This window comes from Actinophytocola sediminis, assembly GCF_054779715.1.
In genome coordinates this window covers 1-22039 of record NZ_BAAGXS010000064.1, presented here as the reverse complement: position 1 = coordinate 22039, position 22039 = coordinate 1, and the positions used below count along the sequence as shown (strand labels likewise).

Below are 22039 nucleotides of genomic sequence, written 5' to 3'. Positions count from 1 at the left end.
CAGCGCTATGACCGTGCCACGGCAGGCCGTGCACGTCGACTCGCCGACCGAGCGGCGCAATCCACGCACGACCGACCTGGACCAGCTGTCCACCCTGGACGTCCTGCGGTCGATCAACGCCGAGGACCGGCTCGTGCCGGACGCGGTCGGGGCCGCGCTGCCGGCGTTGGCCACGGCCGTCGACCTCGCGGTCGAGGCGCTGCGCAACGGGCACCGGGTGCACTACGTCGGTGCCGGCACGTCCGGCCGCATGGCCACCCTGGACGCCGCCGAGTTGGCGCCGACCTACAACGCGCCGGCCGAGTGGTTCATGGTGCATCACGCCGGTGGCGGGGCCGCGTTCAGCAACGCGGTCGAGGACGCCGAGGACGACGACGAGGCGGGTGCCGCGGAGCTGCGGGCGACGGCCTCCCCCGGCGACTTCGTGCTCGGGCTGACCGCCTCCGGGCGGACGCCCTACGTGCTCGGCGCGCTGCGGGCCGCCGGGGAACTTGGCGCGCGGACCGGGCTGGTGTTCAGCAACCCGCACGCGACCCGGCTGATGGACATCGACGTGCTGATCGAGGTGGACACCGGTCCCGAGGTGGTCGCCGGGTCGACCAGGATGAAGGCCGGGACCGCGCAGAAGATCGTGCTGACCGCGTTCTCCACGTCGGTCATGGTCAAGCTGGGGCGGACGTACTCGAACCTGATGGTGAGCATGCGGGCGACCAACGCGAAGCTGCGCGGGCGGACCCTGCGCATCCTGCGCGAGGCGACCGGGGTCGACCAGCAGCAGTGCGCGGTCGCGCTCGACCAGGCGCAGGGTGACCTGAAGGTGGCGCTGGTGCACCTGCTGTCCGGGGTGGACGCCAAGCAGGCGGCCGCGGCGCTGGCCAGCACCGACGGTCACGTGCGGCGCGCGCTCGACCTGCTCGACGCGGTGTGAGTGTTCGGGGTTCGGCGACTCAGCGCCGGACCCCACGCTGGCGGTACCAGCCGTGGAGCAGGTGACCGCAGTACGCGGCCAGCCCGGCCACCAGGAGCGCGACGGCGGTCGTGGTGGACGCCGATCCTCCCCGCAACGCCGCCATCAGCGAACCGCCGATCAATCCGCCGAGCAGCAGGGCGAGGCAGACCATCAGGATCACCCTGCCCGCGACCGATCGGGTGAGCAGCGGCTGGATCGGCAGGTCGCGGATGGCGGCCCAGCGGTGTCGCAGGATCACCAGTGGGACGCCGGGCAGCGCAGCCACAATCAGCGCGCCCGCCAGGGATCCCGGTCCAGCTTCGCCCGGGGCCCGTTGCTCCCCGGTGAGCACCCCGATCAGACCGCCCAACGCCATCGCCAGCGGGACCGCGGTGAGTGGGTAGAGCACCCGTAGAAATCGCAGCCGCAGCTGTACGCCAGGCCCGGTCCGGGTTGGGGTCGCCGGTCGAACTTCGGGCTCGGCAGGAGGGTCGGAAGCTACCGACGCCGGCTCCCGAACCGGGACCGGCCTCGACTCCGGCTCCCATTTGAGCGCCAGCTCAAGCGCCCGCGCCAGGTCCCGCTCGGACTCCCGATCCGGCGCGGCCCGCCGCTTCGGCTCCGACACCAACGCCGGCGCGGGCATCGGTTCCGGCGCCGCCACCCGCAAGGGCACGACGGTTCGCGGCGGCGTCGGCTTTCGGATGAGGAGGTCGCCGCTGGTGTCGGTGATCTTCATCAGCGGCTGCGGGAATTCCTCCTTTATCAACGCCACCGACAGGCGTTTGTAGAGAGTTCCGACGGTCAGGTACTCCCCCGGAACCGGCGAACCGTCCCGCAACAGGGTGATCATCTTTCCGGTGAACGCCGTGTACCGATCGCCGACCGGCGCGTGTGAGACCGAATTCCTCGGCGAGGAGGCGATCACCGCCGTGCCGCGCACCTCGAGGTCCTGCCGGTCCAGTCCACCGGACATGACGCCGAGTGCCATTCCCGAATAGCAACAGTCCAACAACAACAGGTTGGTCCGCGCATGACTGTTCTCCAGCACGCCCTTCACCCATTCGAACGGCACCGAGCTACCGTCCAACGCCTCCGGATCCGACGCCGGCAACGTCAGGCACAGCGTGTCCCGCTTGTCATGCCGCAGACCATGCCCGGCGTAGTACACCAACAGCAGGTCATCGGTGCGGTTGGCGGCGTTCTGCAACCGGGACATGAACGCGAGCGGTGATTCGGGATCGTCGACGATCTCGCAGTTCTCCGGGTCGAGCACCCCGTTGTCCGGATCGGTCAGCACGGCCAGCAGGTCACGCAGGTTGTTGCGCACAGCCGGCAACTCCGGCAGGTGAGCGAACTGCCCGGTGCCGATCAGTACCGCGCGGGACCGACCGCGGTCGGGGAGCACCGCAGGATCAGGCATCGTCGAGAAACTCCCGACAGGATTTGAGCACCTGCTCCACGTCCGCTGGCGAACCGCAGGTGAGGTCGAGCTTCCTGGTCTTCGCGTTCAGCGTGAGGGTGACCTTTTCCGCTTCCCGCCTACGCGCCAGCCAGGTGAACAACGAACGCACCAGTACGGCCGCGGAGCCGCTCGTCACCATCACCGACACCGTCTCCAGCGCACCGCCCATCTGTCCCTGCCGGACAGGGGCGGCCACCAGCTCGATCCGGCCGCGCAACTCGTCCTCGTCACGCAACCAGCAGGCGAGTTTCCGGAGTTCCTCATCCGCGTCGGAGCCGGCGATCCGGATTACGGCGGTGCCCGCGACCACGTGGTGCCTCCAGTGCCAAAGAACACAACACCACGTGAATAGCGCGCACGGAGTAATTTGTTACGCCCCGAACGGGGGAAAGCGGGCCGAGACGCTAGAGAATCTCGGCCCGCTCCTGTGGGATCACCCATCAACACACAGCGAGGAAGGGGGTACTCGCATCACCAATAATGCGCGTCCCCGCCCGAAAAATGCTGGACGTTCGCTGGAGGCGTGCTCAGCGGGTGCCGGTCAGGGCCGCGTCGGCGATGCTGGTGGCCTCCCGCGCCCCCGCCACCACCGCCTCACAACACAGCAGCAGCCACTCGGTCAGGCCATCGTCGGTCCCGGTCCGAAAGGCCGACGCGGCCTCGCGGTAGCGGTCGGACCGGCGCAGGAAGAAGACCTCCGGCACGGTCAGGCCCTTCGGGTCCAGGCCGGTGCCGATCATCGTCAGCCTGGCCGCCGCCCTGGCCACCACGCCGTTGGCGCAGCGGAACGGGGACAGCGCGAGCAGCTCACCGTGCACCACGGCCACCAGCACCGGCCCGGGAACCGACGTGCCGCCGGCGACGATCTCGGACAGCAGGTCGAGGCGACGGGAGATCCCGCGCCCCGGCCGGGGCCTGCCCAACTCGTCGTCCTCGACCAGGTCGGTCGCGGCCAGCACGTGCAGTTTGGCCAGGGCCTGCATCGGCGCCCGCTGCCAGGTCGGCAGCATCGGGCCGATCGACTCGGCGATGCGCAGCGCGCCGGCCAGGTGCGGCTCGTGGACCTCGCCGCTGTCCGGGATCTCGACCTCGGCGCCGTCCAGCGCCGCCGACGCCCGCGCGGCCCGGACCGACGCCTCGGCGGCCGTGGTCGGCCAGCCGCGACGGTTGGCCTGGTGCCCGTGTACCTGGTCCACCGCCTCGCGGGCGGTGGCCACGGCGTCGCGCACACCGGGCAGTTCCAGCAGCGGCGCCAGCGGGTCTGTCACGACCATCGACACTACCGGGTGATCGCCGGTGGTGGGAGTCACGCCTTTTGGTCTGGACCTTCATTGATCCTGTTGCCGGCGCCATTCGCGCACTACGGTCGTGGGCAACAGCTCGCATCCCTGGGTCGAGGAGGATCCGCATCATGACCGACCAGTCCGGCCAGGGCCAGACGCTGGACAATCTGCTCACGGAGAGCAGAACGTTCCCGCCGACCGCCGAGTTCGCCGCGCAGGCCAACGCGACCGCGGCCATGTACGACCAGGCGGCCGCGGATCGCGAGGCGTTCTGGGCAGAACAGGCTGGGCACCTGCACTGGGACCGCCCGTGGGACCAGGTTCTCGACTGGTCGGACGCGCCGTTCGCCAAGTGGTTCGTCGGCGGCAAGCTCAACGTCGCCTACAACTGCGTCGACCGGCACGTCGAGGCTGGCAACGGCGACCGGGTGGCCATCCACTGGGAGGGCGAACCGGGCGACGGCCGCACGATCACCTACGCCGAGCTGCGGCGCGAGGTCGCCAAGACGGCCAACGCGCTGACCGCGCTCGGCCTGCGCGCCGGCGACCGGGTGGCCATCTACCTGCCGATGCTGCCAGAGGCGATCTTCTCGATGCTCGCCTGCGCGCGCCTCGGGCTGACCCACAGCGTCGTGTTCGGCGGGTTCTCCGCCGAGGCGCTGCGCTCCCGCATCGAGGACGCCGAGGCCAAGCTGGTGATCACCGCCGACGGCCAGTACCGGCGCGGCAAGCCGGTGGCGCTCAAGACCGCGGTGGACGAGGCGGTGGCCCGCACCCCGTCGATCGAGAAGGTGCTGGTCGTGCGCCGCACCGGCATCGACGTCGACTGGGCAGACGAGCGGGACGTGTGGTGGCACGACCTGGTGGACGGGCAGGCCGACACCCACGAGCCGACCGCCTTCGACGCCGAGCACCCGCTGTTCATCCTCTACACCTCGGGCACGACCGGTAAGCCCAAGGGCATCCTGCACACCACCGGCGGCTACCTGACCCAGACCGCCTACACCCACCGCAACGTCTTCGACGTCAAGCCGGAGTCCGACGTCTACTGGTGCACCGCCGACATCGGCTGGGTCACCGGGCACAGCTACATCGTCTACGGGCCGCTGGCCAACGGCGTGACCCAGGTGGTCTACGAGGGCACGCCGAACACCCCGCACGAGGGCCGGCACTGGGAGATCGTGGCGAAGTACGGCGTCACCATCTACTACACCGCGCCCACGCTGATCCGCACGTTCATGAAGTGGGGCAAGGACATCCCGGCGAAGTTCGACCTGTCCTCGCTGCGGGTGCTCGGCTCGGTCGGCGAGCCGATCAACCCGGAGGCCTGGATCTGGTACCGGGAGAACATCGGCGCCAACCGGACACCGGTGGTCGACACCTGGTGGCAGACCGAGACCGGCGCGATCATGATCTCGCCGCTGCCCGGTGTCACCGCCGCCAAGCCCGGCTCCGCGCAGACCACACTGCCCGGCATCTCCGCCAAGGTCGTCGACGACCAGGGCAACGAGGTCGCCAAGGGCGGCGGTGGCTACCTGGTGCTCGACCAGCCGTGGCCGTCGATGCTGCGCGGCATCTGGGGCGACAACGAGCGCTACCGGGACACCTACTGGTCCCGCTTCGCCGAGCAGGGCTACTACTTCGCCGGTGACGGCGCGAAGTACGACGCCGACGGCGACATCTGGCTGCTCGGCCGGGTGGACGACGTGATGAACGTCTCCGGTCACCGGATCTCGACCACCGAGGTCGAGTCCGCGCTGGTGTCCCACCCGACGGTCGCCGAGGCGGCCGTGGTCGGCGCGGCCGACGCGACCACCGGTCAGGGCATCGTGGCGTTCGTCATCCTGCGGGGCGGCGTGGCCGAGGACGAGGCCAAGGGCGCCGACGCGATCCGCGCCCTACGTGACCACGTGGCCAAGGAGATCGGGCCGATCGCCAAGCCGCGCCAGATCATGGTCGTGCCGGAGCTGCCGAAGACCAGGTCGGGCAAGATCATGCGCCGGTTGCTGCGGGATGTGGCGGAGAACCGGGAGGTCGGCGACGTGACCACGCTGGCCGACTCCTCGGTGATGGCGCTGATCTCCTCGGGTCTGAAGGGGTCCGGCTCGGACGAGTAGATGTTCGGCGCGCGGGCGGTTCTCGAGTGGACCGCCCGCGCGGCCGTAACGGCTAGAGTGAACTCTGGAGTGCCGGGAAGTCTGGTCGGCAGCACGATGAACCTGTGCCACCGAAAGGACTCCCGTGACCCGACGGCTACCCGCCGTGGGCGAGTTCGCCCGCTTCCTGCGCACCGAGACCGTCGGCGGAGTCATCCTCCTGCTCGCCACGGCCGCCGCCCTGTTCGCCGCCAACGGCCCGTGGTCCGGGGTCTACCGCGCCGTGCGGGACACCGAGTTCGGCCCACCCCAGCTGCACCTCAACCTGACGGTCGGCGACTGGGCCAAGGACGGGCTGCTCGCGCTGTTCTTCTTCGTCGCCGGGCTGGAGCTCAAACGCGAGTTCGTCGACGGTGAGCTGTCCCGGCTCAAGAACGCGGTGCTGCCGGTCATCGCCGCGCTCGGCGGGATGGTGGTGCCGGCGGTCGTCGCGGTCGGGGTCGGCTGGGGCGACCCTCGGGTCGCCGACGCCTGGGCCATCCCGGTCGCCACGGACATCGCGTTCGCGCTGGGGGTGCTGTCGCTGACCGGGTCCGGGTTGCCGAGCAGCGCGCGGGTGTTCCTGCTCAGTCTCGCGGTGGTGGACGACCTGGGCGCGATCCTGCTCATCGCGACCGTGTTCACCAGTACCTTCGACCTGATCGCGGCGGCCGCGGCGGTCGGGCTGCTCGCGCTGTACTGGCTGCTGCAGCGCGGCCGGGTGCGCAGCTCCTGGTGCTACGTGCCGATCGCGCTGGGGACCTGGGTGGCGGTGCACGCGACCGGCGTGCACGCCACCGTCGCCGGGGTCGCGCTCGCCCTGCTGACCAGGGTGGGCAAGGACCCCGGCGAGACCGAGTCGCCAGGGCTTCGGCTCGAGCACCGGCTGCAGCCGCTGTCGGCGGGGTTCGCCGTGCCGGTGTTCGCGTTCTTCGCCGCCGGCGTGCCGGTCTCCGGCGAGTCGCTCGGGAAGCTGTTCGACGACCGGCTCGCGCTCGCGGTGATCGTCGGCCTGGTGGTCGGCAAGATCATCGGCATCGTCGGCGCGGCGCTGCTGGCGGTCCGGCTGGGGATCGCCAGGATGCCTTCCGGACTCGGTAAACGGGACCTGGTCGCGGTCGCGGCGCTCGGCGGCGTCGGGTTCACCGTCAGCCTGCTGATCGCCGACCTCGCGCTGGACGGCGCGGACATGGAGTTGGCCAAGACCGCGGTGCTCGCCGCCTCGCTGATCGCCTCGACGCTGGCCGCGATCTTGCTGGTCCGCCGCAGTCGGGCGCATGACGCGGCCACCGATTAACCCGCCCGGGCAGCTTCGGTGATCGGCGCATGGCACGATGGCGCACGTGACGAGTGCGCGCGAGAACACCAACGACCTGCCGCGGGTCCCGTCCATCCCGCTGGCGGACGAGTCGGCCAGCGCGGGTGAGCAGTCGATCGGGAACCTGGTCAAGGACGCGACCACGCACCTGTCCACGCTGGTCAGGGCCGAGGTCGAGCTCGCGAGGTCCGAGGTGGCCAGCGAGATCAAGAAGGGCCTCAAGGGCAGCGTCTGGTTCATTCTCGCGCTGGTCATCCTGCTCTACAGCTCGTTCTTCTTTTTCTTCTTCGCCGCGGAGCTGCTCGACGAGTGGTTGCCGCGCTGGGCCGCGTTCCTCATCGTCTTCGGCCTGATGCTGTTCGCCGTCGGCCTCGCCGGCTATCTGGGCTATCGCAAGGTCCGGGCGATCCGCGCGCCGAAACGGACGATCGAGACCATGCGGGAGAACGCGGCCGTCCTGCGCAACCGCGGCGAGAACGGTCAGGCGACCGCGCCGGTGCACGTCGCCGACGATCCAGCGCGCCGTGTCTGATCGGGCAGTGCGCTGAGCACCGCGGCCGTGCGCTCCCGGCCCGACCCGTCGACCGTGCGGATCGACGGGCCGTGGCAGCACCGGGATGTGCACGCGAACGGCATCCGGCTGCACGTCACCGAGACCGGCGAGGGCCCACTGGTCCTGTTGCTGCACGGGTTCGGCGAGTTCTGGTGGACCTGGCGGCATCAGCTGACCGCGCTGTCCGGCGCGGGTTTCCGTGCGGTCGCGGTGGATCTGCGCGGCTACGGCGACTCGGACAAGCCGCCGCGCGGCTACGACGCGTGGACCCTGGCCGGGGATGTCGGCGGGTTGGTGAAGGCGCTCGGCGAGCCGAAGGCGCACCTGGTCGGCCACGGCTGGGGTGGTCTGCTCGCGTGGACGGTCGCCGCGCTGCACCCCCGGCTGGTCGGCTCGGTCAGCGCGCTCTCCGCCGCGCACCCGCTCGCCCTGCGCCGGGAGATCCGGCGGACCATGTTGCGGCGTAAGCAGAACAACCAGGCGCGCGCGCTCGGGCACGTGTTCCGCGCGCAGGTGCCGCTGGCCCCCGAGCGCTGGCTGACCCGGGACGACGCGGCCACCGTCGAGACGCTGCTCCGCCGCTGGTCTGGTCCTGAGTGGACTGTCCAACCGGGATTCGACGATGTCGCGGAACGGCTTCGCTCGGCCATGTTGGTCCGCGGCGCGGCGCACAGCGCGCTGGAGTACTACCGCTGGGCTGTCCGTTCACAGGTGCGTAGCGAGGGCAGGCGGTTCCGAGAGGCGATGCAGCGGAAGATCTCCGTGCCGGTGCTGCAGCTGTCCGGCGCGGCCGACCCGTGCATCCTCGCGGAGACCGTGCGCGCGTCCGCGCGCTGGGCGCACGGGCGTGTGGAAACCCGGCTGCTGGACGGGATCGGGCACTTCCCGCACCAGGAAGCACCCGCGATCACCAACCGCGTGCTGACGGAGTTCCTCGCCGCCACGTGATCTCCGGGTGACCTCAGGGATTTCCCGGAGCCCCTGGCGCACTGGTCAGCGAATACTCGTCCCCCTCGGGATTTCCACATGGGGAGGACGACGGGGATGAAACCACTTCGCACCACGGCCCTGCTGGCCGCGGTCGCGGTCGGCGCGACCGTGGCCGGCGCCACCACCGCGGTCGCCGCACCGGGTGTCGACTGGCAGGGCTGTCCGGAGAACACGGCGGTCGAGTGCGCGACGGTGACCGTGCCGATCGACTGGTCCCGGCCGGGCGATGGCACGTTCGAGGTCGCCATCGCGCGCCGGGCGGCCAGCAACCCGATCGGCACGCTGTTCTACCTGCCTGGCGGGCCGGGCGACTCCGGCGTGAACCGGCTGATCGACCGCGTCCCGTTGCCGGCGGAAATCGCCGACCGGTTCGACATCGTGAGCTTCGACCCGCGCGGGGTCGGCCGCAGCAGCCCGATCCGGTGCGACACCGAGCTGGTGACGAACCTGCCGGAGGTCAACCCGGAGACCGGTACCACGCTCGCCGACGTGCGGGCCTTCGCCGGCGAGCTCGGCGACAGCTGCCGGGAGCACAGCGGTCCGCTGGTCGACCACCTGGACAGCGTCAGCATCGCCAGGGACGTCGACCGGATCCGCAGCGCGCTCGGTGAGCGGCAGCTGAGCCTGTACGGCCGCTCCTACGGCACGCTCGCCGGGCAGATGTACGCCGAGCGGTACCCGCATCGGGTACGCGCGCTGGTGCTGGACAGCGTGTTCGACCACAGCCTGTCGCCCGCGCGGTTCCTGGAGACCCAGGCGCGAGCCGGGGAGGACGCGTTCGGGGCGTTCGCGACCTGGTGTGCGGCCGAGCAGGAGTGCGTGCTGCACGGGCAGGACGTCGGCGCGGTGTACGCGGGCCTGTACGCGAAGGCGGTGGCCGGCACGCTGACCGCGCCCGACGGCTCCGGCCGGCCGGTCGGGCCGACGGAGCTGGTCCAGACGCTGCTGAGCTTCTTCTACCAGCCAGCACCGGCCGCGGCGGCGACGTACCTGACGTCGTTCACCGAGGGCACTCCCGCGCCGACCGCGCTGGCCGACGCCACGCCGTTCCCGGTCTCCACCTACTGCGCCGACCACCGCGTGCGGATCGACTCGGAGCGCGAGTGGCTGGCGATGTGGGAGCGCCAGCAGCTGGCCGCCCCGACGCTGCGCAACCACTTCGCCTGGCTGCCGGTGTCGATGTGCTCGGCCTGGCCGGCGGCGACCGGCAACCCGCAGCACCGGCTGGACATCGACGTCCCGGTGCTGGTGCTGAACTCCGTGCACGACCCGGCGACCGGCATCGAGTGGGCCCGCAACGTGACCCGCCAGCTCGACCACGGCCGGCTGCTCACCTACCAGGGCTGGGGCCACGGCGTGATCGACCGCACCGCCTGCACCCGCGCCACCGCCACCGCCTACCTCGTCGACGGCAAGCTCCCACCCCCCGGCGCCACCTGCCCCGCCTGACCCCGCGAGTCCAACGCTCCGACCACGCGAGTCCAACGCTCCCGACATGTCAGGAGCGTTGGACTCGCGTGTCGGGACGGTTGGACTCGCGAGGTTAGCTGGGGGTCAGGCGGCGCAGGAGCCGGTGCCGACGGCGCGGGAGAGGCCGGGGGCGGCGGCGAGTTCGTCCTCGACCTCTTCGGCGGTGAGGGCGAAGCCGGTCTCCGACTCGTCGACGGCGGCGCCGAAGATCACGCCGATGACCCGGCCGTCGGTGTCGATCAGCGGGCCGCCGGAGTTACCGCTGCGCACCAGGGCGCGCAGGGTGAAGACCTCACGGTTGACCGTGCTCGCGTCGTAGATGTCCGGGCCGGTGAGGTTGATCCGGTCGCGTACGCGTGCCGGCGAGGCCGTGTACGGGCCGTCCAGCGGGTAGCCGAGCACGATCCCGTCCTGGCCGGACTGTGCCGGCTCGCCGGCGAAGGGCAGGGCGTCGGCCGCGAGGCCGGGCACCGCGAGGATCGCCACGTCGGTGTTCGGGTCGTAGTGCACCACCCGGGCGTCCAGCGCGCCCGCGTCGGTCTCCACGCTCACCTCGCTCGTGCCGGCCACCACGTGCGCGTTGGTCATCATCCGCTCGCGCGAGATCACGAAGCCGGTGCCCTCCAGCGCCCGCGAACACGACGGCGCCTTGGCGTGGATCTTGAGCACGCTCGGCCGCACCCGCTGCACGACCGCACTGCGCTGCAGCGCGGGGTCGGGCGGGTCGACCTCCTTGCTCGGCGTGCGGTCGAACGGGTCGACCGCGGCCGGGAAACCGGACACGTCCAGCAGCTTGCGCAGCTCGTCCGGCAGGTTCTGCGCGGCCGACGGCATCACGTTGTTCACGCCACCGAGCACCGTCGAGCCGCGGATGGCCGACGCCAGGCCGGGCAGCCCGCCCACGGTGACCAGCGGCAACGCGATCAGCCAGGCGACGACGAACACCACCGCGCCCTGCACGATCGCGCCGAGCGCGTTGTCCACGCCGGTCAGCTTCGGTGACCTGATCCGCTGGCGAATACTGCGTCCGAGCCACACGCCGAGTGTCTCCCCCAGTGCGACCAACAACACGAACACCGCGACCGCGAACGCCACTCTGGTCGGCGTCGACTCGATGTACTGCACCACCAACGGCGCCAGCTTGATGCCCGCGATCGCGCCGAGCAGCACCCCGATGAACGCGGGCAGCGCCGTGATCACGCCCTGTCGCGCACCCGAGATCGCCGCCAGCACCGCGAGCCCGATCACGAGCACGTCGACCCAGTTCACCCGTCAACCTCCCCGACCACCGAGCCAACTGAACGCCACGCGGCGTCAAAGTCCCGTATGTCCGTACCGTCCCACGGTCGGTCGAACCCGCCGATACTGAGCAGGTGGGCCAACACGCCCGCGGTGAACCCCCACACCAGCATGCCCGGCAACGCGAACGCCGGCCCGTGGAACCCCGACGGGTGCCGCAGCCGGAACCGGTTGGCCGGGTCAGCGAGATCCGCGAGCGGCACCCTGGCCACCGCGGCGCTCTCCGCCGGATCCACCGCCCACACCCTGCTCGGTCGCTCCCAGTGCGCGATCACCGGGGTCACGTGGAAGTCGGAGACCGGGATGTGCAGCGTCGGCAGCAACGCGACCGGCCGTACCCCGGACGGGTCGACGCCGGTCTCCTCGACCGCCTCACGCAACGCCGTGGCGACCGGCCCGTCGTCGTCCGGCTCTGCCGACCCGCCGGGGAAGGCGACCTGGCCGGCGTGCGCGCCGCCGCCGTTGGCCCGCAGCTGCAACAACACGTCCGGGCCATGGATCTCGTGCTCGCCAAGCAGGATCAGCACCGCGGCGTCCCGGCCGCCATTCCGACTGTCATCACCGCGTGAGGGCAGGTTGTCGATCAGGTCGGCGTTCGCGGTGGTCGACACCACGGGCCGCAGCCACCCCGGCAACTCGGCCGGGTCGACCAGCGGTCCAGGTTCGGCCGTCATGCCAGCTCGACCGCCCGCTGGATCTCCGCCACCGAGCGGAACAGCCGCGGGTTGTCGATCAGCCGTACCGTGCCGTCCGCGTCGACCAGGTAGCTGGCGGGCAGCCCGGCGGGCAGTTTGAGCGCCGTTGACGCGGTGCCGTCCCGATCGAGCACCGTCGGCAGCTGGACGTCGAGCGAGTCGAGCAGGGCCAGCGCGTCGGCCTGGGAGCTCTGCACCGCCAACCCGACCACCGGTACCGCGCCCGGCTGGGCCGCGTAGCTCGCGAGCAGCGGCAGTTCCTCCCGGCACGGCGGGCACCAGGTCGCCCACACGTTCACCAGCACCGGCGAGGTCGCCAGCGTGGCCGCGAGGTCGACGGCCGAACCGTCGGCCAGGCACTCGACCTCGATCCCGTTCAACGGACCGCGCGCCGGCGGCGAGTCGCCTGCCGGGCACGGCTGCAGCGCCGCCGCGGCCCGGACCTGGCCGAGATCAGGCCCGGCCGGCTCGGCCGGCGGGTCCTCGCCCCTCGGCCAGATCGCGACCACGGCGGCGATCACCAGGACCAGCCCGGCGAGCGACCACCGTGCCGCACTCGTCACGCCGCGCCACCCCGCCCTGGCTGGTAGCCGTTGTGGACCCGTTCGACGAGGTCGAGCAGGTGCGGCGCCTCCGGCCCCTTGACCAGCTTGGCCGCCGGCTCGAACTCGGTCGGCCCCGCGCCGAAGGACGGGCAGTCCTTGGCCAGCACGCACGCGCCACAGGCCGGCTTGCGGGCGTGGCAGACCCGGCGGCCGTGGAAGATCACCCAGTGGGACAGCATCGTCCAGTCCTTGCGCGGGACCAGCGCGCCGATCGCGTGCTCGACCTTGACCGGGTCCTCCTCCGCCGTCCACTCGAACCGGCGGACCAGGCGGCCGAAGTGCGTGTCGACGGTGATGCCGGGGACGCCGAAGGCGTTGCCGAGCACGACGTTGGCGGTCTTGCGGCCGATCCCGGGCAGGGTCACCAGGTCCGCGAGCGTGCCGGGCACCTCGCCGTCGAACCGCTCGACCAGCGCCGCGCCGAGGCCGATCAGCGAGGTCGCCTTGTTGCGGAAGAAGCCGGTCGGCCGGATCAGCTCCTCGAGCTCGGCCCGGTCGGCGCCGGCGTAGTCGGCGGCCGTGCGGTAGCGCGCGAACAGCGCGGGCGTGGTCAGGTTGACCCGCACATCGGTGCTCTGCGCGGACAGGATCGTGGCGACCGTCAGCTCCAGCGGGCTGGTGAAGTCGAGCTCACAGTGCGCGTCCGGGAAGGCCTCGGCGAGCACGCGGGTCATCCGGCGCGCCCGTCGGACCAGTGCGACGCCCGGCGCGGGCGCGGTTTCGGCCGTCTGGCCACGGGGTAGTTGACGGGTGACTGGTGGCACCCCGCTAGCCTACGGGCCGCCAAACAACCCCAACCGTGCCCTTGACGTCCAGAGAACAGTCCCGCAAGCCAACCTGAGCGAGGATCGACGACATCATGGCTGTCTGGTTCGTGTTCGCGGTGCCCATCGTGGTGATGTTCTTCGCGTTGTTCATGGAACGAGTCGAGAGCAGGTTGCGGCACGTCGCCGTCCAGGAGGACGAGGTCGGCGAGCTGCTCGAGCACGCGCGCCCGGACGAGGTCCGCGCGCTCTACGGCCACGGGATCGGCCGGGCGCTGGAGATGTTCCGGCTCCGCCGGCGGGGCCGGAACAAGGCCCGCGCGCGCAAGGTGATGAACCAGCCGACCGTGCGGATCCCCAGGCCAGGCCCCTGACCTGGACCGGTTCCGACATACCGGGAGTACGCCCCATGCGGTGAACCCCCGAACACGCCCTACACTTCCCCGTAGTGATCAGGGGCGTCGTTGCCCTCGATCGGTGCCGGCCGCCGCCGGCCCGTGTCTGATTGGGAGGGACGAAGGTGGACGAGACCCTGGCCAGGGCCGGCATCTTCCAGGGCGTCGAGCCGGCAGCCGCCGAGGCGCTTGCCCAGACGCTGGAGACGGTGGAGTTTCCGCGCGGGCACGTGATCTTCGCCGAGGGCGAGCCTGGTGACCGGCTGTACATCATCCAGTCGGGCAAGGTGAAGCTCGGCCGCAAATCTCCGGACGGTCGGGAGAACCTGCTGGGCATCATGGGCCCGGCCGACATGTTCGGGGAGCTGTCGATCTTCGACCCCGGGCCACGCACCTCCACCGCGACCACGGTGACCGAGGTCGTCGCCCGCACGATGGACCGGCCAGCGCTGCGGCAGTGGATCGCCACCAGGCCGGAGATCGCCGAGCAGTTGCTGCGCGTGGTCGCCCGCAGACTGCGCCGGACCAACGGGATGCTCGCGGACCTGATCTTCACCGACGTGCCCGGCCGGGTGGCGAAGGCGTTGCTGCAGTTCGCTCAGCGTTTCGGCAGCCAGGAGGCCGGTCTGCTGCGGGTCATGCACGACCTGACCCAGGAGGAGATCGCCCAGTACGTCGGCGCGTCCCGGGAGACGGTCAACAAGGCGCTCGCCGACTTCGCCCACCGCGGCTGGCTGCGGCTGGAGGGCAAGAGCGTGCTGATCCTCGACCCGGAACGGCTGGCCCGCCGGGCCCGCTAGGCCACAGACCGCGAAACAAGACGAAGAGCCGGCCGCCGCCCCCGACGCGGCGAACCGGCTCTTCGCTTCGCGTGAACCATCCCCCGACAGCTCACGCTCCCCGCCCTCCGGCAAACAGGCCCCGACCCATTGTGCGGCCGGAGGGAGTTTTGTTAGGTCCCAACACTGGGGGGACTCACTGGTATGCCCCTGCGTTGTGTTGATCCACCAAATTTCTGGTCACCGTTATCGTATCGTGACCTTCTGGATTGAACGAAACCGGGTCGGCGCCGATCGATAATTTACTGGTACGCGCGTACCAAAGACTGCATACTTGGACGCGTGTCCCACTCCGCCCGCTTCGCCGACTACCGCGTCGCCCTGACCACGCCCGGCGCCGGCTGGCCGGTGCTGATGTCGCTGCTCGCCCGGATGCCGATCGCGATGATCGGCCTGTCCCTGCTGCTCTACGTTCAGCGGGAGACCGGCTCGTTCGCGATCGCGGGCGCGGTGTCGGCCGGGTCGCTGATCGGCGTCGCCCTCGGCGCGGTGGTGCAGGGGCGGATCATGGACCGGCGCGGGCCGACCACCCCACTGCTGATCGTGTCCACGATGTTCGTCGTGGCGATCACCTGCGCGGTGCTCGCGGTGGAGACCGGCCAGCCGGCCGCCGTGCTCGTGCTGCTCGGCGTCGTGGTCGGGCTGACCGAGCCGATGGTCGGGGCCGCCTCCCGGGCGCTGTGGGTGCACCTGGTGCCGCCGGGGGCGATCCGGCACGCCGCCTACGCCTACGAGGCCATCAGCCTGGAGGTGTTCTTCATCCTCGGGCCGGCGCTGGCCGGGCTGCTGGTCGCGGCCCCGTGGGCGGGCACCGGGGTCGTGGCCGGCACGGTCTGCATGGTGGTCGGCAGCGTCGGGTTCGCGCTGACCTCCGTGGTGCGCTCGGTGCGGCCGGTCAGGGTGCCGGCCGGCAGGCTGCTCGGCGCGCTGGCCTACCCCGGCATGCGCACGGTCGCCCTCGCGGCGCTCGGGTTCGGCGTCACCGTCGGGTTCGTCGAGGTCGCGGTGCCCGCGGCGGCGACCGAGGCCGGCCAGGCGCCGATGGGTGGCGTGCTGCTCGCGATGTGGTCGCTCACCTCGGTCGCCTTCGGGCTGTACTACGCCGTGCACCCGTGGCCGCGCAGGATGAACCAGCGGCTGCCGGCGCTGCTCGGCATGTTCGCGCTGCTCATCGCGCCGATGGCGATCCCGACGAGCCTGTTCTGGCTGGCGGTCGTGATGCTGGTCGCCGGCATCTGGATCACCCCGCAGTCCACCGCGCACTCGACCGCGATCGAGCTGGTCACGCCGAAGGGCACGGCCACCGAGGCGTTCGCCTGGGTGGTCACCTCGGTCACCCTCGGGCTGGCCGCCGGGCACTCGACCAGCGGCTACCTGGTGGAGCACGTCGGCATCCCGGCGGCGTTCCTCGCCTCCAGTGCGGCCGGGCTGCTGATCGCGCTGCTGGTGTGGCTGCGCCGGGGCACGGTCGCCGAGTCCGTGCCTGATCCCGAACCGGAGACCGCGCCCGCGGGTTAGCCCTACCGGATGCCGCGGGGCCTGACCTGTGCCGTTGTGGTCCGGTTGGGGAGAACGCCCTGAATGCCCCATTCGGGACGTTGAACGTCGCCAATGCCTCATTCAGGGCGTCGCAGCCGGGGTCAGTCGAGGAAGATCGGGTTGGTCAGGGCGACCATGGTGTCCGGGGTGGTCTCGGTGGGCACCGCGCGCCGCACCTCCGCACGCACCCACCTGCTGTACCGGGACTGGGTCGCCCAGCTCACGGTCGCCGTGCCGGTCTCGTCGACCGGCTGTGCCCACTGCGGGCCGTTCTGGTTGAGCAGGCGGACCGACGTGCCCGGCACACCGGTCACGGTCACCTCGAAGGCGACCTCGTCGCCGGTGCCGACCCGCAGTCGCCCGCCGATGCCGGCCTCGCGGCGGCCGTCGGTCGCGGTGAACGCCAGGCCGACGCCGGCGGACTCGGCGATCCAGTTGCGCCCGGCGCGGAAGCCGTCGAGCAACCGTTGGCGCCGCAGGCCGTCGGCCAGCACGACGTTGTGCGGGAGGGCGACCACCTGGTCGGGGTTGTGCGCGTCGCTGTTGCCGACCGCCGGCACGAACCGACCCTGCCGCAGCAGGCCGTCCCAGGCGACCACGGCCGCGTCGTCGTCGAGGGTCCACGGCCCGTTCCACACCTCGACCACGTCCGCGAGCTCGTACCCGAACTCCCAGGAGCAGGCGAAACACGGGGCGAACGGGTGGGCGGCGACCACCAGCCCGCCTGCGCGGTGCACCTCGTCGGCGAACCGGCGGAACTCGCGCGGCTCGTCGGCCCGGTAGCGCCAGTCGATCCAGGTGCCCGCCGGCAGGCCCCACGCCGGCCAGTGCCCGCTGCGCGTGGTGACCTCCTCACCGTTGACGATCAGCAGGTCATCGCCAGCGTGCGCGCCCCACCGCATGGACGCGCTGGCGGTGTTGTGCTCGGTGGAGACGATGAAGTCCATGCCGGCCGCGCGGGCGGCCTCGGCCAGCTCGGCCGGGGTGCGCCGGCCGTCGGAGTGCACGGTGTGCAGGTGGCCGTCGCCGCGGTACCAGGCGCGGCCGCGGTCCTTGGCCGGGGCGGTGTCCGGCGCCGGGTCGGGCTGGAACTCGGGGCCTGGCTCGCCGAACCGCAGCGTGACGTCGATGCGGTAGCTCAGTCCCTGCCTGGCGACGGTGTACGGGCCGAGGATGATGTGCCAGCGCCCGCGCTCGATCGGGCCGGGCAGGTAGCCGGGGGTGGCGTCGGTGGCGCTGATCGTGAACCGGTCGCGGAAGCCGCCCGACCAGCCGCGGAACCCGCGCTGGTTGCCGAGTTGGTGGCCGGCCGGGGAGAACATGCCGATGTCCAGCGCGTTGCCCTTGGCGCCCGGCGGGACCTGCGGGCGGTCGTAGCTGTAGACGACCTCCAGCTCGCGCACGCCGCGGGGGACGTCGACCGGGACGTAGTACCAGTCGGGCACGTCCGGGCGCAGGGTGCCGGTGACGGTCCTGGTCTGCTCGCCGGTCGCGCCGTCCGGTGCCGCCGGCTCCGCGAACGCGACGCCGGGCAGCATCGCGCCCGCGGCGACCGCGAGGACGCCCGACTTGGCCAACAGGTCTCTGCGGTTCATGGTGTCTGCCACGAGCGACAAGCTAGGCGGCCAAAGCCACAGAACGGTGAACTCCGGCGGTCGTCCAGAACTGTCGGACCCCCTCGCTACGTTCTCCCCATGGATCTCGACCTGACCGTCACCACCGCCGACCTGGCCTCCGCCGCGTCGGCGCTCGTCCGGCTGGTGCCGGGCAAGCTCATCGACCCGGTGCTCGCCGGCGTACTGCTCACGGCCACCGCCGATGGCGTGTCCCTGGCCGCCAACGACCGGGAGCGGGCCGCGCTGGTGCGCCGCCCGGCGCTCGTCCACACCGAGGGGCGGGTGCTCGTGCCGGCCAAGCCGCTGGCCGACACGTTACGAGCGCTGGAGCTCACGCAGGTGCGGCTGGTGGTGGAGGGGTCCAAGCTCGCCATCCGCGGGCCGGGCGCGCGGTTCGCGCTGCCGTTACTCGACGTGGACGTGCACCCGGGAGTCGCCGCGCCGCCCGCCGCGGTCGGCACGGTCGACGGGGCGGTGTTCGCCACCGCGCTGGCCACGGTGTCCACCGCGGCCTCGCGGGACGACGCGCTGCCGATGTTCACCGGGGTGCGGATCCGGTCCGAGGGCGACCGGATCATCCTGGTCGCCACCGACCGGTACCAGATGGCGGTGGCCGACCTCGCCTGGAAGCCGGCGGGCCCGCCGGTCGACGCGCTGGTGCCGGCCACCCTGCTGACCGAGATCGCCAAGCAGGTCGACACCAGGGGCCCGGTCGCGCTACACGCGGACCGCGACCGGTTCGGTCTGGTGTGGACCCGTCAGGAGGGCGCCAGTCAGGTGACGACTTCCGTGCTGGACGGCAGTTTCCTGCACGAGTCGAAGGTCTCGCTGTCCGATGTGGACACTGAGATCGAGGTGAGCGCGGACGCGTTGGCCGGTGCGGTCCGCCGCGTCAGCCTCTACTCCGACGCGCGCGGCGTCCTGCTCATGGAGCTCGGCGACGGCGAGCTCCGCCTGCGCGGCACCGACCAGCGGGCGGGCGAGGCGGAGGAGTCGGTCAAGGCCGACGTCACCGGCGGCCGCACCCCACAGGCCTACCAGTCCCGGTTCCTGACCGACGCGCTGCGCCCGTTCCTCGGCGGCCCGGTGCGGGTGCGCATCCAGCCGGGGATGCGCGCCACGGTGTTCAGCGCGCCAGCACCGACCGACACCAACCTCCGCTACGTGGTGATGCCCATGCTTCCTCCCAAGAACTGAAGATCAGGCCGGGTCCGCGCGCAGGTACTCGAGCTGCGCCTGCACCGACCACTCCGCCGGTCCCCACAACGACCGGTCGATGTCGGCGTACACCAGCTCGACGACCTGTCGTGCGCTCGCCCGGGGCCCGAGTTCGGCCAGTGCCGCCCGCACCTGGTCCAGGCGCTGCTCGCGGTGGGCAAGGTACTCCCCCGCGACCGTCGAGAGGTCCGGCAACTCCGGACCGTGGCCGGGCAGTGCGACGGTGCCCGCCGGCACCTTGGCCAGCAGCCGCAGCGTCGCCAGGTACGGCCCGAGCGCGGAGATCACCGTGGTCCCCCGCCCGAGGATCGTGTCCCCGGTGAGCACCGCGTGGGTGTCGCCGGTGTCCTGGGTGGCCGCGCTGGTGGCGATCCGCAGGCAGACCGAGTCCTCGGTGTGTCCTGGGGTGTGCAGCACGCGCAGCGACAGGCCGGCGTCCTCGATGAGCTCGCCGTCGGTCAGCGGTGGCGCGTCGACGCACAGCCGGTGGTCGAACGCGCGGACCGGGGCGCCCACCCTGGCCGCCAACCAGGGCGCGCCCTGCGCGTGGTCGGGATGCTGGTGGGTGATCAGGATCAGCGCGACCGGACCGGCGTCGGCGACCCGCGTCAGGTGCTCCGGATCCTCGTACCCCGGGTCGACCACGATCGCGGCCTCGGCCTCGGGTGCTCGCAGCAGCCAGGTGTTCGTGCCGTCCAGCGTCATCGAGCCCGGGTTGTTCTCCAGCAGCACCGAGGCCACCGGGGTGACCGGCCGGACGACGCCGTAGGCGGGATGCCCGGTCATGACCGGGCGCCCGGGTCGAGGTGCGGCGCGGCGGTGTCGTAGGCCGGGTCGCCGGGCAGCACGATCCGCAGCACGCCGCCGTCGCGGACCACCTTGGGCATGAGCTTCTCGATCACCCGCTCACGGCTCATCGCGTCGGCCACGGTCGGGCACTCCTCCAGCTCGGCCAGCGTGGTCCAGGTCGGCGGCAGCAGGCCGACCCGGCCCGCCTGCCACTCGGTCAGCGCGTCGGCCGGGCGTTGCCAGGTGGCCGAGGACGCCTCGGTGGTCTCGCCGTCCGCCCGCTGACCGGACGGCAGCGCGGCCAGGAAGAAGCGGGCGTCGAACCGGCGCCGCTCGGCCTGCGGGGTCACCCAGTCCGCCCACGGCCACAGCAGGTCCGCGCGCAGCACCAGCCCGGACTCGGCGAGGAAACCGGCCAGCGACAGCTCCCGGTTCACCAGCTGCGCCCTGGCCTCCGCGTACGGCCGGACGTCGGACACGACCGTGTCCGCCGACGGTCCGGCCAGCAGCACGCCGGACTCCTCGAACGTCTCCCGCACGGCCGCGCACACCAGCGCCCGCGCGAGCCCGACATCGCAGGAGAACCGCGACGCCCACCACGCCGGTGACGGCCCGTGCCAGGCCAGCGAGGTGTCCGCGTCCCGGCGGTCGACGCCGCCGCCGGGGAACACCGTCATGCCGCCGGCGAAGGCCATGCCCAGCACCCGGCGCATGAGGAACACCTCGAGCCCGGCGTCGGTGTCGCGCAGCAGCATCACGGTGGCCGCGTCCTTGGGCGTCACCGGTGGGTCGGGCGCCTCCGGCGGGACGAAACCCTCCGGCAGGACCAGTTCCCTCGGCACCTCACGCACAGCCAGAGCCTACGCAGCAAACCCCGCCCCGACGGGCAGGATGTGACCATGAACGACACACGGCTGCGAATCGGACTCGTCGGCGCCGGCCCCTGGGCACAGCGGGTACACGGCCCAGGCGTCGTGGCGCATCCCGCCACCGAGCTGGTCGGCGTGTGGGCCCGCCGCCAGGAGGCCGCCGCGGCGGTCGCGGCCACGTGCGGTGGTGGCGCGGTTCCGATGACGTCCTTCGACGACCTGCTCGCCACGGTGGACGCGGTCACCTTCGCCGTGCCGCCCGGCGTTCAGGCCCCGCTCGCGCAGCGGGCCGTCGAGGCCGGCAAGCACGTGATCCTGGAGAAGCCGCTCGCCAGCTCGGTCGCGGAGGCCGAACGGCTGACCGCCGCGGCTGAGCGCGCCGGCGTGGCCACCCTGATGATGCTCACCTTCCGCTACGCCCCCGAGGTCATCGACTGGCTGGCGACGGTGCACCGCACCGGCGACTGGCACGGCGGCGCCGCCCGCTGGATGTCGGCGACGCTGCTGGACCCCAAGCACGAGTCGTCCCGCTGGCGGCACGCCGGTGGCGCGCTGACCGACATCGGCCCGCACAGTTTCGACCTGCTGGACGCGGCCCTCGGCCCGATCACCGACGTGCTGCACGCGCGGTTCGCCGAGCGGGGCGGGGTGTGGCACGTGCTGCTCGGCCACGAGGGCGGCGCGACCAGCACGGCGACCATGACCATGCACACCCCGGCCGTGCCGCCGATCAACGACTTCTCCGTCTACGGCGGCAACGGCTACCGCTACCTCGACCCGAGCGGCGACGCCGGCTCCCGGTACGCGGCCCTGCTGGACCAGTTCGTGACGATGGCGCGTACCGGGGTCACCGAGCAGCCGACCGACATCCGCCGAGGCCTGCACCTCCAGCGGCTGCTGCACGCGGTCACCGACCGCCTGGCCGACAGCTAGGCGGAACCGCGACCACGGTCGTGGCGCGGCGGCAGGCCGTTGACCGCGGCCTGCCCCGGCTCGAACGGCGTGCTGGACTTGCCGTGCCGGCCGGAGCGCCAGGGGCCGGTCTGGCTGTCCTGGTTCTCGCGCCGGGCGAGCTCGTCCTGCAGCTCACGCAGCAGGTGCCGTTCCTGGGTGTTGAGCATGTCGTCGATCAGCGCGGCGGCGTGCCGGTCGTGGTCGGCGGGCGGGTCGGCCGGTGGCGCGGCCGGGACCAGCCGGGGGCGGGCCGGCGGCTCGTCCTGGCTGCGCCTGCGCCGGCGGGGTGCCGGC

At 71.9% G+C, this 22039-nt stretch carries 22 protein-coding genes; 11 read left to right on the top strand and 11 right to left on the bottom strand.

The features are described from left to right. Window positions 1-7: 7 nt before the first annotated feature. Window positions 8-928 (top strand): N-acetylmuramic acid 6-phosphate etherase, encoded by a 921-nt coding sequence (locus ACYVIP_RS30870; protein ID WP_460402701.1) that lies wholly within the window; start codon window positions 8-10, stop codon window positions 926-928. A 19-nt stretch (window positions 929-947) separates the two neighbouring features. Here the strand turns inward: ACYVIP_RS30870 and ACYVIP_RS30865 are convergent, their stop codons facing one another. The 3 genes from ACYVIP_RS30865 to ACYVIP_RS30855 form a co-directional block, all read right to left on the bottom strand. Next, entirely contained in the window at window positions 948-2372 is a 1425-nt protein-coding gene (locus ACYVIP_RS30865) for a caspase family protein (protein ID WP_460402699.1), read from the bottom strand. Then, window positions 2365-2724: an effector-associated constant component EACC1 gene (locus ACYVIP_RS30860; RefSeq protein WP_460402697.1), complete on the bottom strand. Its 360-nt coding sequence runs from the start codon at window positions 2722-2724 to the stop codon at window positions 2365-2367. The genes ACYVIP_RS30865 and ACYVIP_RS30860 overlap by 8 nt, the downstream gene beginning before the upstream one ends. Window positions 2725-2941: 217 nt before the next feature. Continuing rightward, window positions 2942-3688, bottom strand: a complete 747-nt coding sequence (locus ACYVIP_RS30855; RefSeq protein WP_460402695.1) for a Fic family protein — start codon at window positions 3686-3688, stop codon at window positions 2942-2944. 137 nt (window positions 3689-3825) lie between these two features. Here ACYVIP_RS30855 and acs point away from each other — a divergent pair, with 137 nt between their 5' ends. From acs to ACYVIP_RS30830, 5 genes are all read left to right on the top strand, one after another. After that, entirely contained in the window at window positions 3826-5814 is a 1989-nt protein-coding gene (gene acs, locus ACYVIP_RS30850; RefSeq protein WP_460402693.1) for an acetate--CoA ligase, read from the top strand. 124 nt (window positions 5815-5938) lie between these two features. After that, window positions 5939-7129: a Na+/H+ antiporter NhaA gene (nhaA, locus tag ACYVIP_RS30845; protein WP_460402691.1), complete on the top strand. Its 1191-nt coding sequence runs from the start codon at window positions 5939-5941 to the stop codon at window positions 7127-7129. A gap of 37 nt (window positions 7130-7166) precedes the next feature. After that, window positions 7167-7682: a phage holin family protein gene (locus ACYVIP_RS30840; protein WP_460402689.1), complete on the top strand. Its 516-nt coding sequence runs from the start codon at window positions 7167-7169 to the stop codon at window positions 7680-7682. 27 nt (window positions 7683-7709) lie between these two features. After that, complete coding sequence (locus tag ACYVIP_RS30835) at window positions 7710-8651, top strand: alpha/beta fold hydrolase (protein WP_460402687.1); 942 nt, start codon at window positions 7710-7712, stop codon at window positions 8649-8651. 96 nt (window positions 8652-8747) lie between these two features. Next, window positions 8748-10142 (top strand): alpha/beta hydrolase, encoded by a 1395-nt coding sequence (locus ACYVIP_RS30830; RefSeq protein ID WP_460402685.1) that lies wholly within the window; start codon window positions 8748-8750, stop codon window positions 10140-10142. 105 nt (window positions 10143-10247) lie between these two features. Here the strand turns inward: ACYVIP_RS30830 and ACYVIP_RS30825 are convergent, their stop codons facing one another. The 4 genes from ACYVIP_RS30825 to nth are packed head-to-tail and all read right to left on the bottom strand — an operon-like array spanning window position 10248 to window position 13436. Next, window positions 10248-11432, bottom strand: coding sequence for a MarP family serine protease (locus ACYVIP_RS30825; protein ID WP_460402683.1), 1185 nt, complete (start codon window positions 11430-11432; stop codon window positions 10248-10250). Continuing rightward, window positions 11429-12136: an NUDIX hydrolase gene (locus ACYVIP_RS30820; protein ID WP_460402681.1), complete on the bottom strand. Its 708-nt coding sequence runs from the start codon at window positions 12134-12136 to the stop codon at window positions 11429-11431. The genes ACYVIP_RS30825 and ACYVIP_RS30820 overlap by 4 nt, the downstream gene beginning before the upstream one ends. Further along, window positions 12133-12720 carry a TlpA family protein disulfide reductase gene (locus tag ACYVIP_RS30815; RefSeq protein WP_460402679.1) on the bottom strand — a complete coding sequence of 196 codons (588 nt, stop codon included), beginning with the start codon at window positions 12718-12720 and terminating at the stop codon, window positions 12133-12135. The genes ACYVIP_RS30820 and ACYVIP_RS30815 overlap by 4 nt, the downstream gene beginning before the upstream one ends. Beyond that, window positions 12717-13436 (bottom strand): endonuclease III, encoded by a 720-nt coding sequence (nth, locus tag ACYVIP_RS30810; protein WP_460402709.1) that lies wholly within the window; start codon window positions 13434-13436, stop codon window positions 12717-12719. Before nth ends, ACYVIP_RS30815 begins: the two co-directional genes overlap by 4 nt. Window positions 13437-13621: 185 nt before the next feature. Here nth and ACYVIP_RS30805 point away from each other — a divergent pair, with 185 nt between their 5' ends. The 3 genes from ACYVIP_RS30805 to ACYVIP_RS30795 all read left to right on the top strand — a co-directional run bounded on the left by ACYVIP_RS30805 (window position 13622) and on the right by ACYVIP_RS30795 (window position 16278). Next, complete coding sequence (locus ACYVIP_RS30805; RefSeq protein ID WP_460402677.1) at window positions 13622-13900, top strand: hypothetical protein; 279 nt, start codon at window positions 13622-13624, stop codon at window positions 13898-13900. Window positions 13901-14046: 146 nt separating this feature from the next. Beyond that, window positions 14047-14721 (top strand): Crp/Fnr family transcriptional regulator, encoded by a 675-nt coding sequence (locus ACYVIP_RS30800; protein ID WP_075127188.1) that lies wholly within the window; start codon window positions 14047-14049, stop codon window positions 14719-14721. Window positions 14722-15042: 321 nt separating this feature from the next. Next, window positions 15043-16278 (top strand): MFS transporter, encoded by a 1236-nt coding sequence (locus ACYVIP_RS30795; RefSeq protein ID WP_460402675.1) that lies wholly within the window; start codon window positions 15043-15045, stop codon window positions 16276-16278. Between the two features lie 122 nt (window positions 16279-16400). Here the strand turns inward: ACYVIP_RS30795 and ACYVIP_RS30790 are convergent, their stop codons facing one another. After that, on the bottom strand, window positions 16401-17906 hold the full coding sequence (locus tag ACYVIP_RS30790) for a CehA/McbA family metallohydrolase (protein WP_460402673.1): 1506 nt from the start codon (window positions 17904-17906) through the stop codon (window positions 16401-16403). Window positions 17907-17993: 87 nt separating this feature from the next. On the opposite strand from ACYVIP_RS30790, the gene dnaN reads away from it, so the two are divergent. Beyond that, window positions 17994-19112 carry a DNA polymerase III subunit beta gene (gene dnaN, locus ACYVIP_RS30785; protein WP_460402671.1) on the top strand — a complete coding sequence of 373 codons (1119 nt, stop codon included), beginning with the start codon at window positions 17994-17996 and terminating at the stop codon, window positions 19110-19112. 3 nt (window positions 19113-19115) lie between these two features. Here dnaN and ACYVIP_RS30780 read toward each other — a convergent pair whose 3' ends face one another. Beyond that, window positions 19116-19919 (bottom strand): MBL fold metallo-hydrolase, encoded by an 804-nt coding sequence (locus ACYVIP_RS30780; RefSeq protein ID WP_460402669.1) that lies wholly within the window; start codon window positions 19917-19919, stop codon window positions 19116-19118. Further along, window positions 19916-20773 (bottom strand): NUDIX hydrolase, encoded by an 858-nt coding sequence (locus ACYVIP_RS30775; protein WP_460402667.1) that lies wholly within the window; start codon window positions 20771-20773, stop codon window positions 19916-19918. The genes ACYVIP_RS30780 and ACYVIP_RS30775 overlap by 4 nt, the downstream gene beginning before the upstream one ends. A gap of 48 nt (window positions 20774-20821) precedes the next feature. On the opposite strand from ACYVIP_RS30775, the gene ACYVIP_RS30770 reads away from it, so the two are divergent. Then, on the top strand, window positions 20822-21724 hold the full coding sequence (locus ACYVIP_RS30770; protein ID WP_460402665.1) for a Gfo/Idh/MocA family protein: 903 nt from the start codon (window positions 20822-20824) through the stop codon (window positions 21722-21724). Here the strand turns inward: ACYVIP_RS30770 and ACYVIP_RS30765 are convergent. Next, window positions 21721-22039: hypothetical protein (locus ACYVIP_RS30765; RefSeq protein ID WP_460402663.1), on the bottom strand; the 319-nt coding region annotated here is incomplete at its 5' end. The two genes, ACYVIP_RS30770 and ACYVIP_RS30765, sit on opposite strands and share 4 nt — an antisense overlap.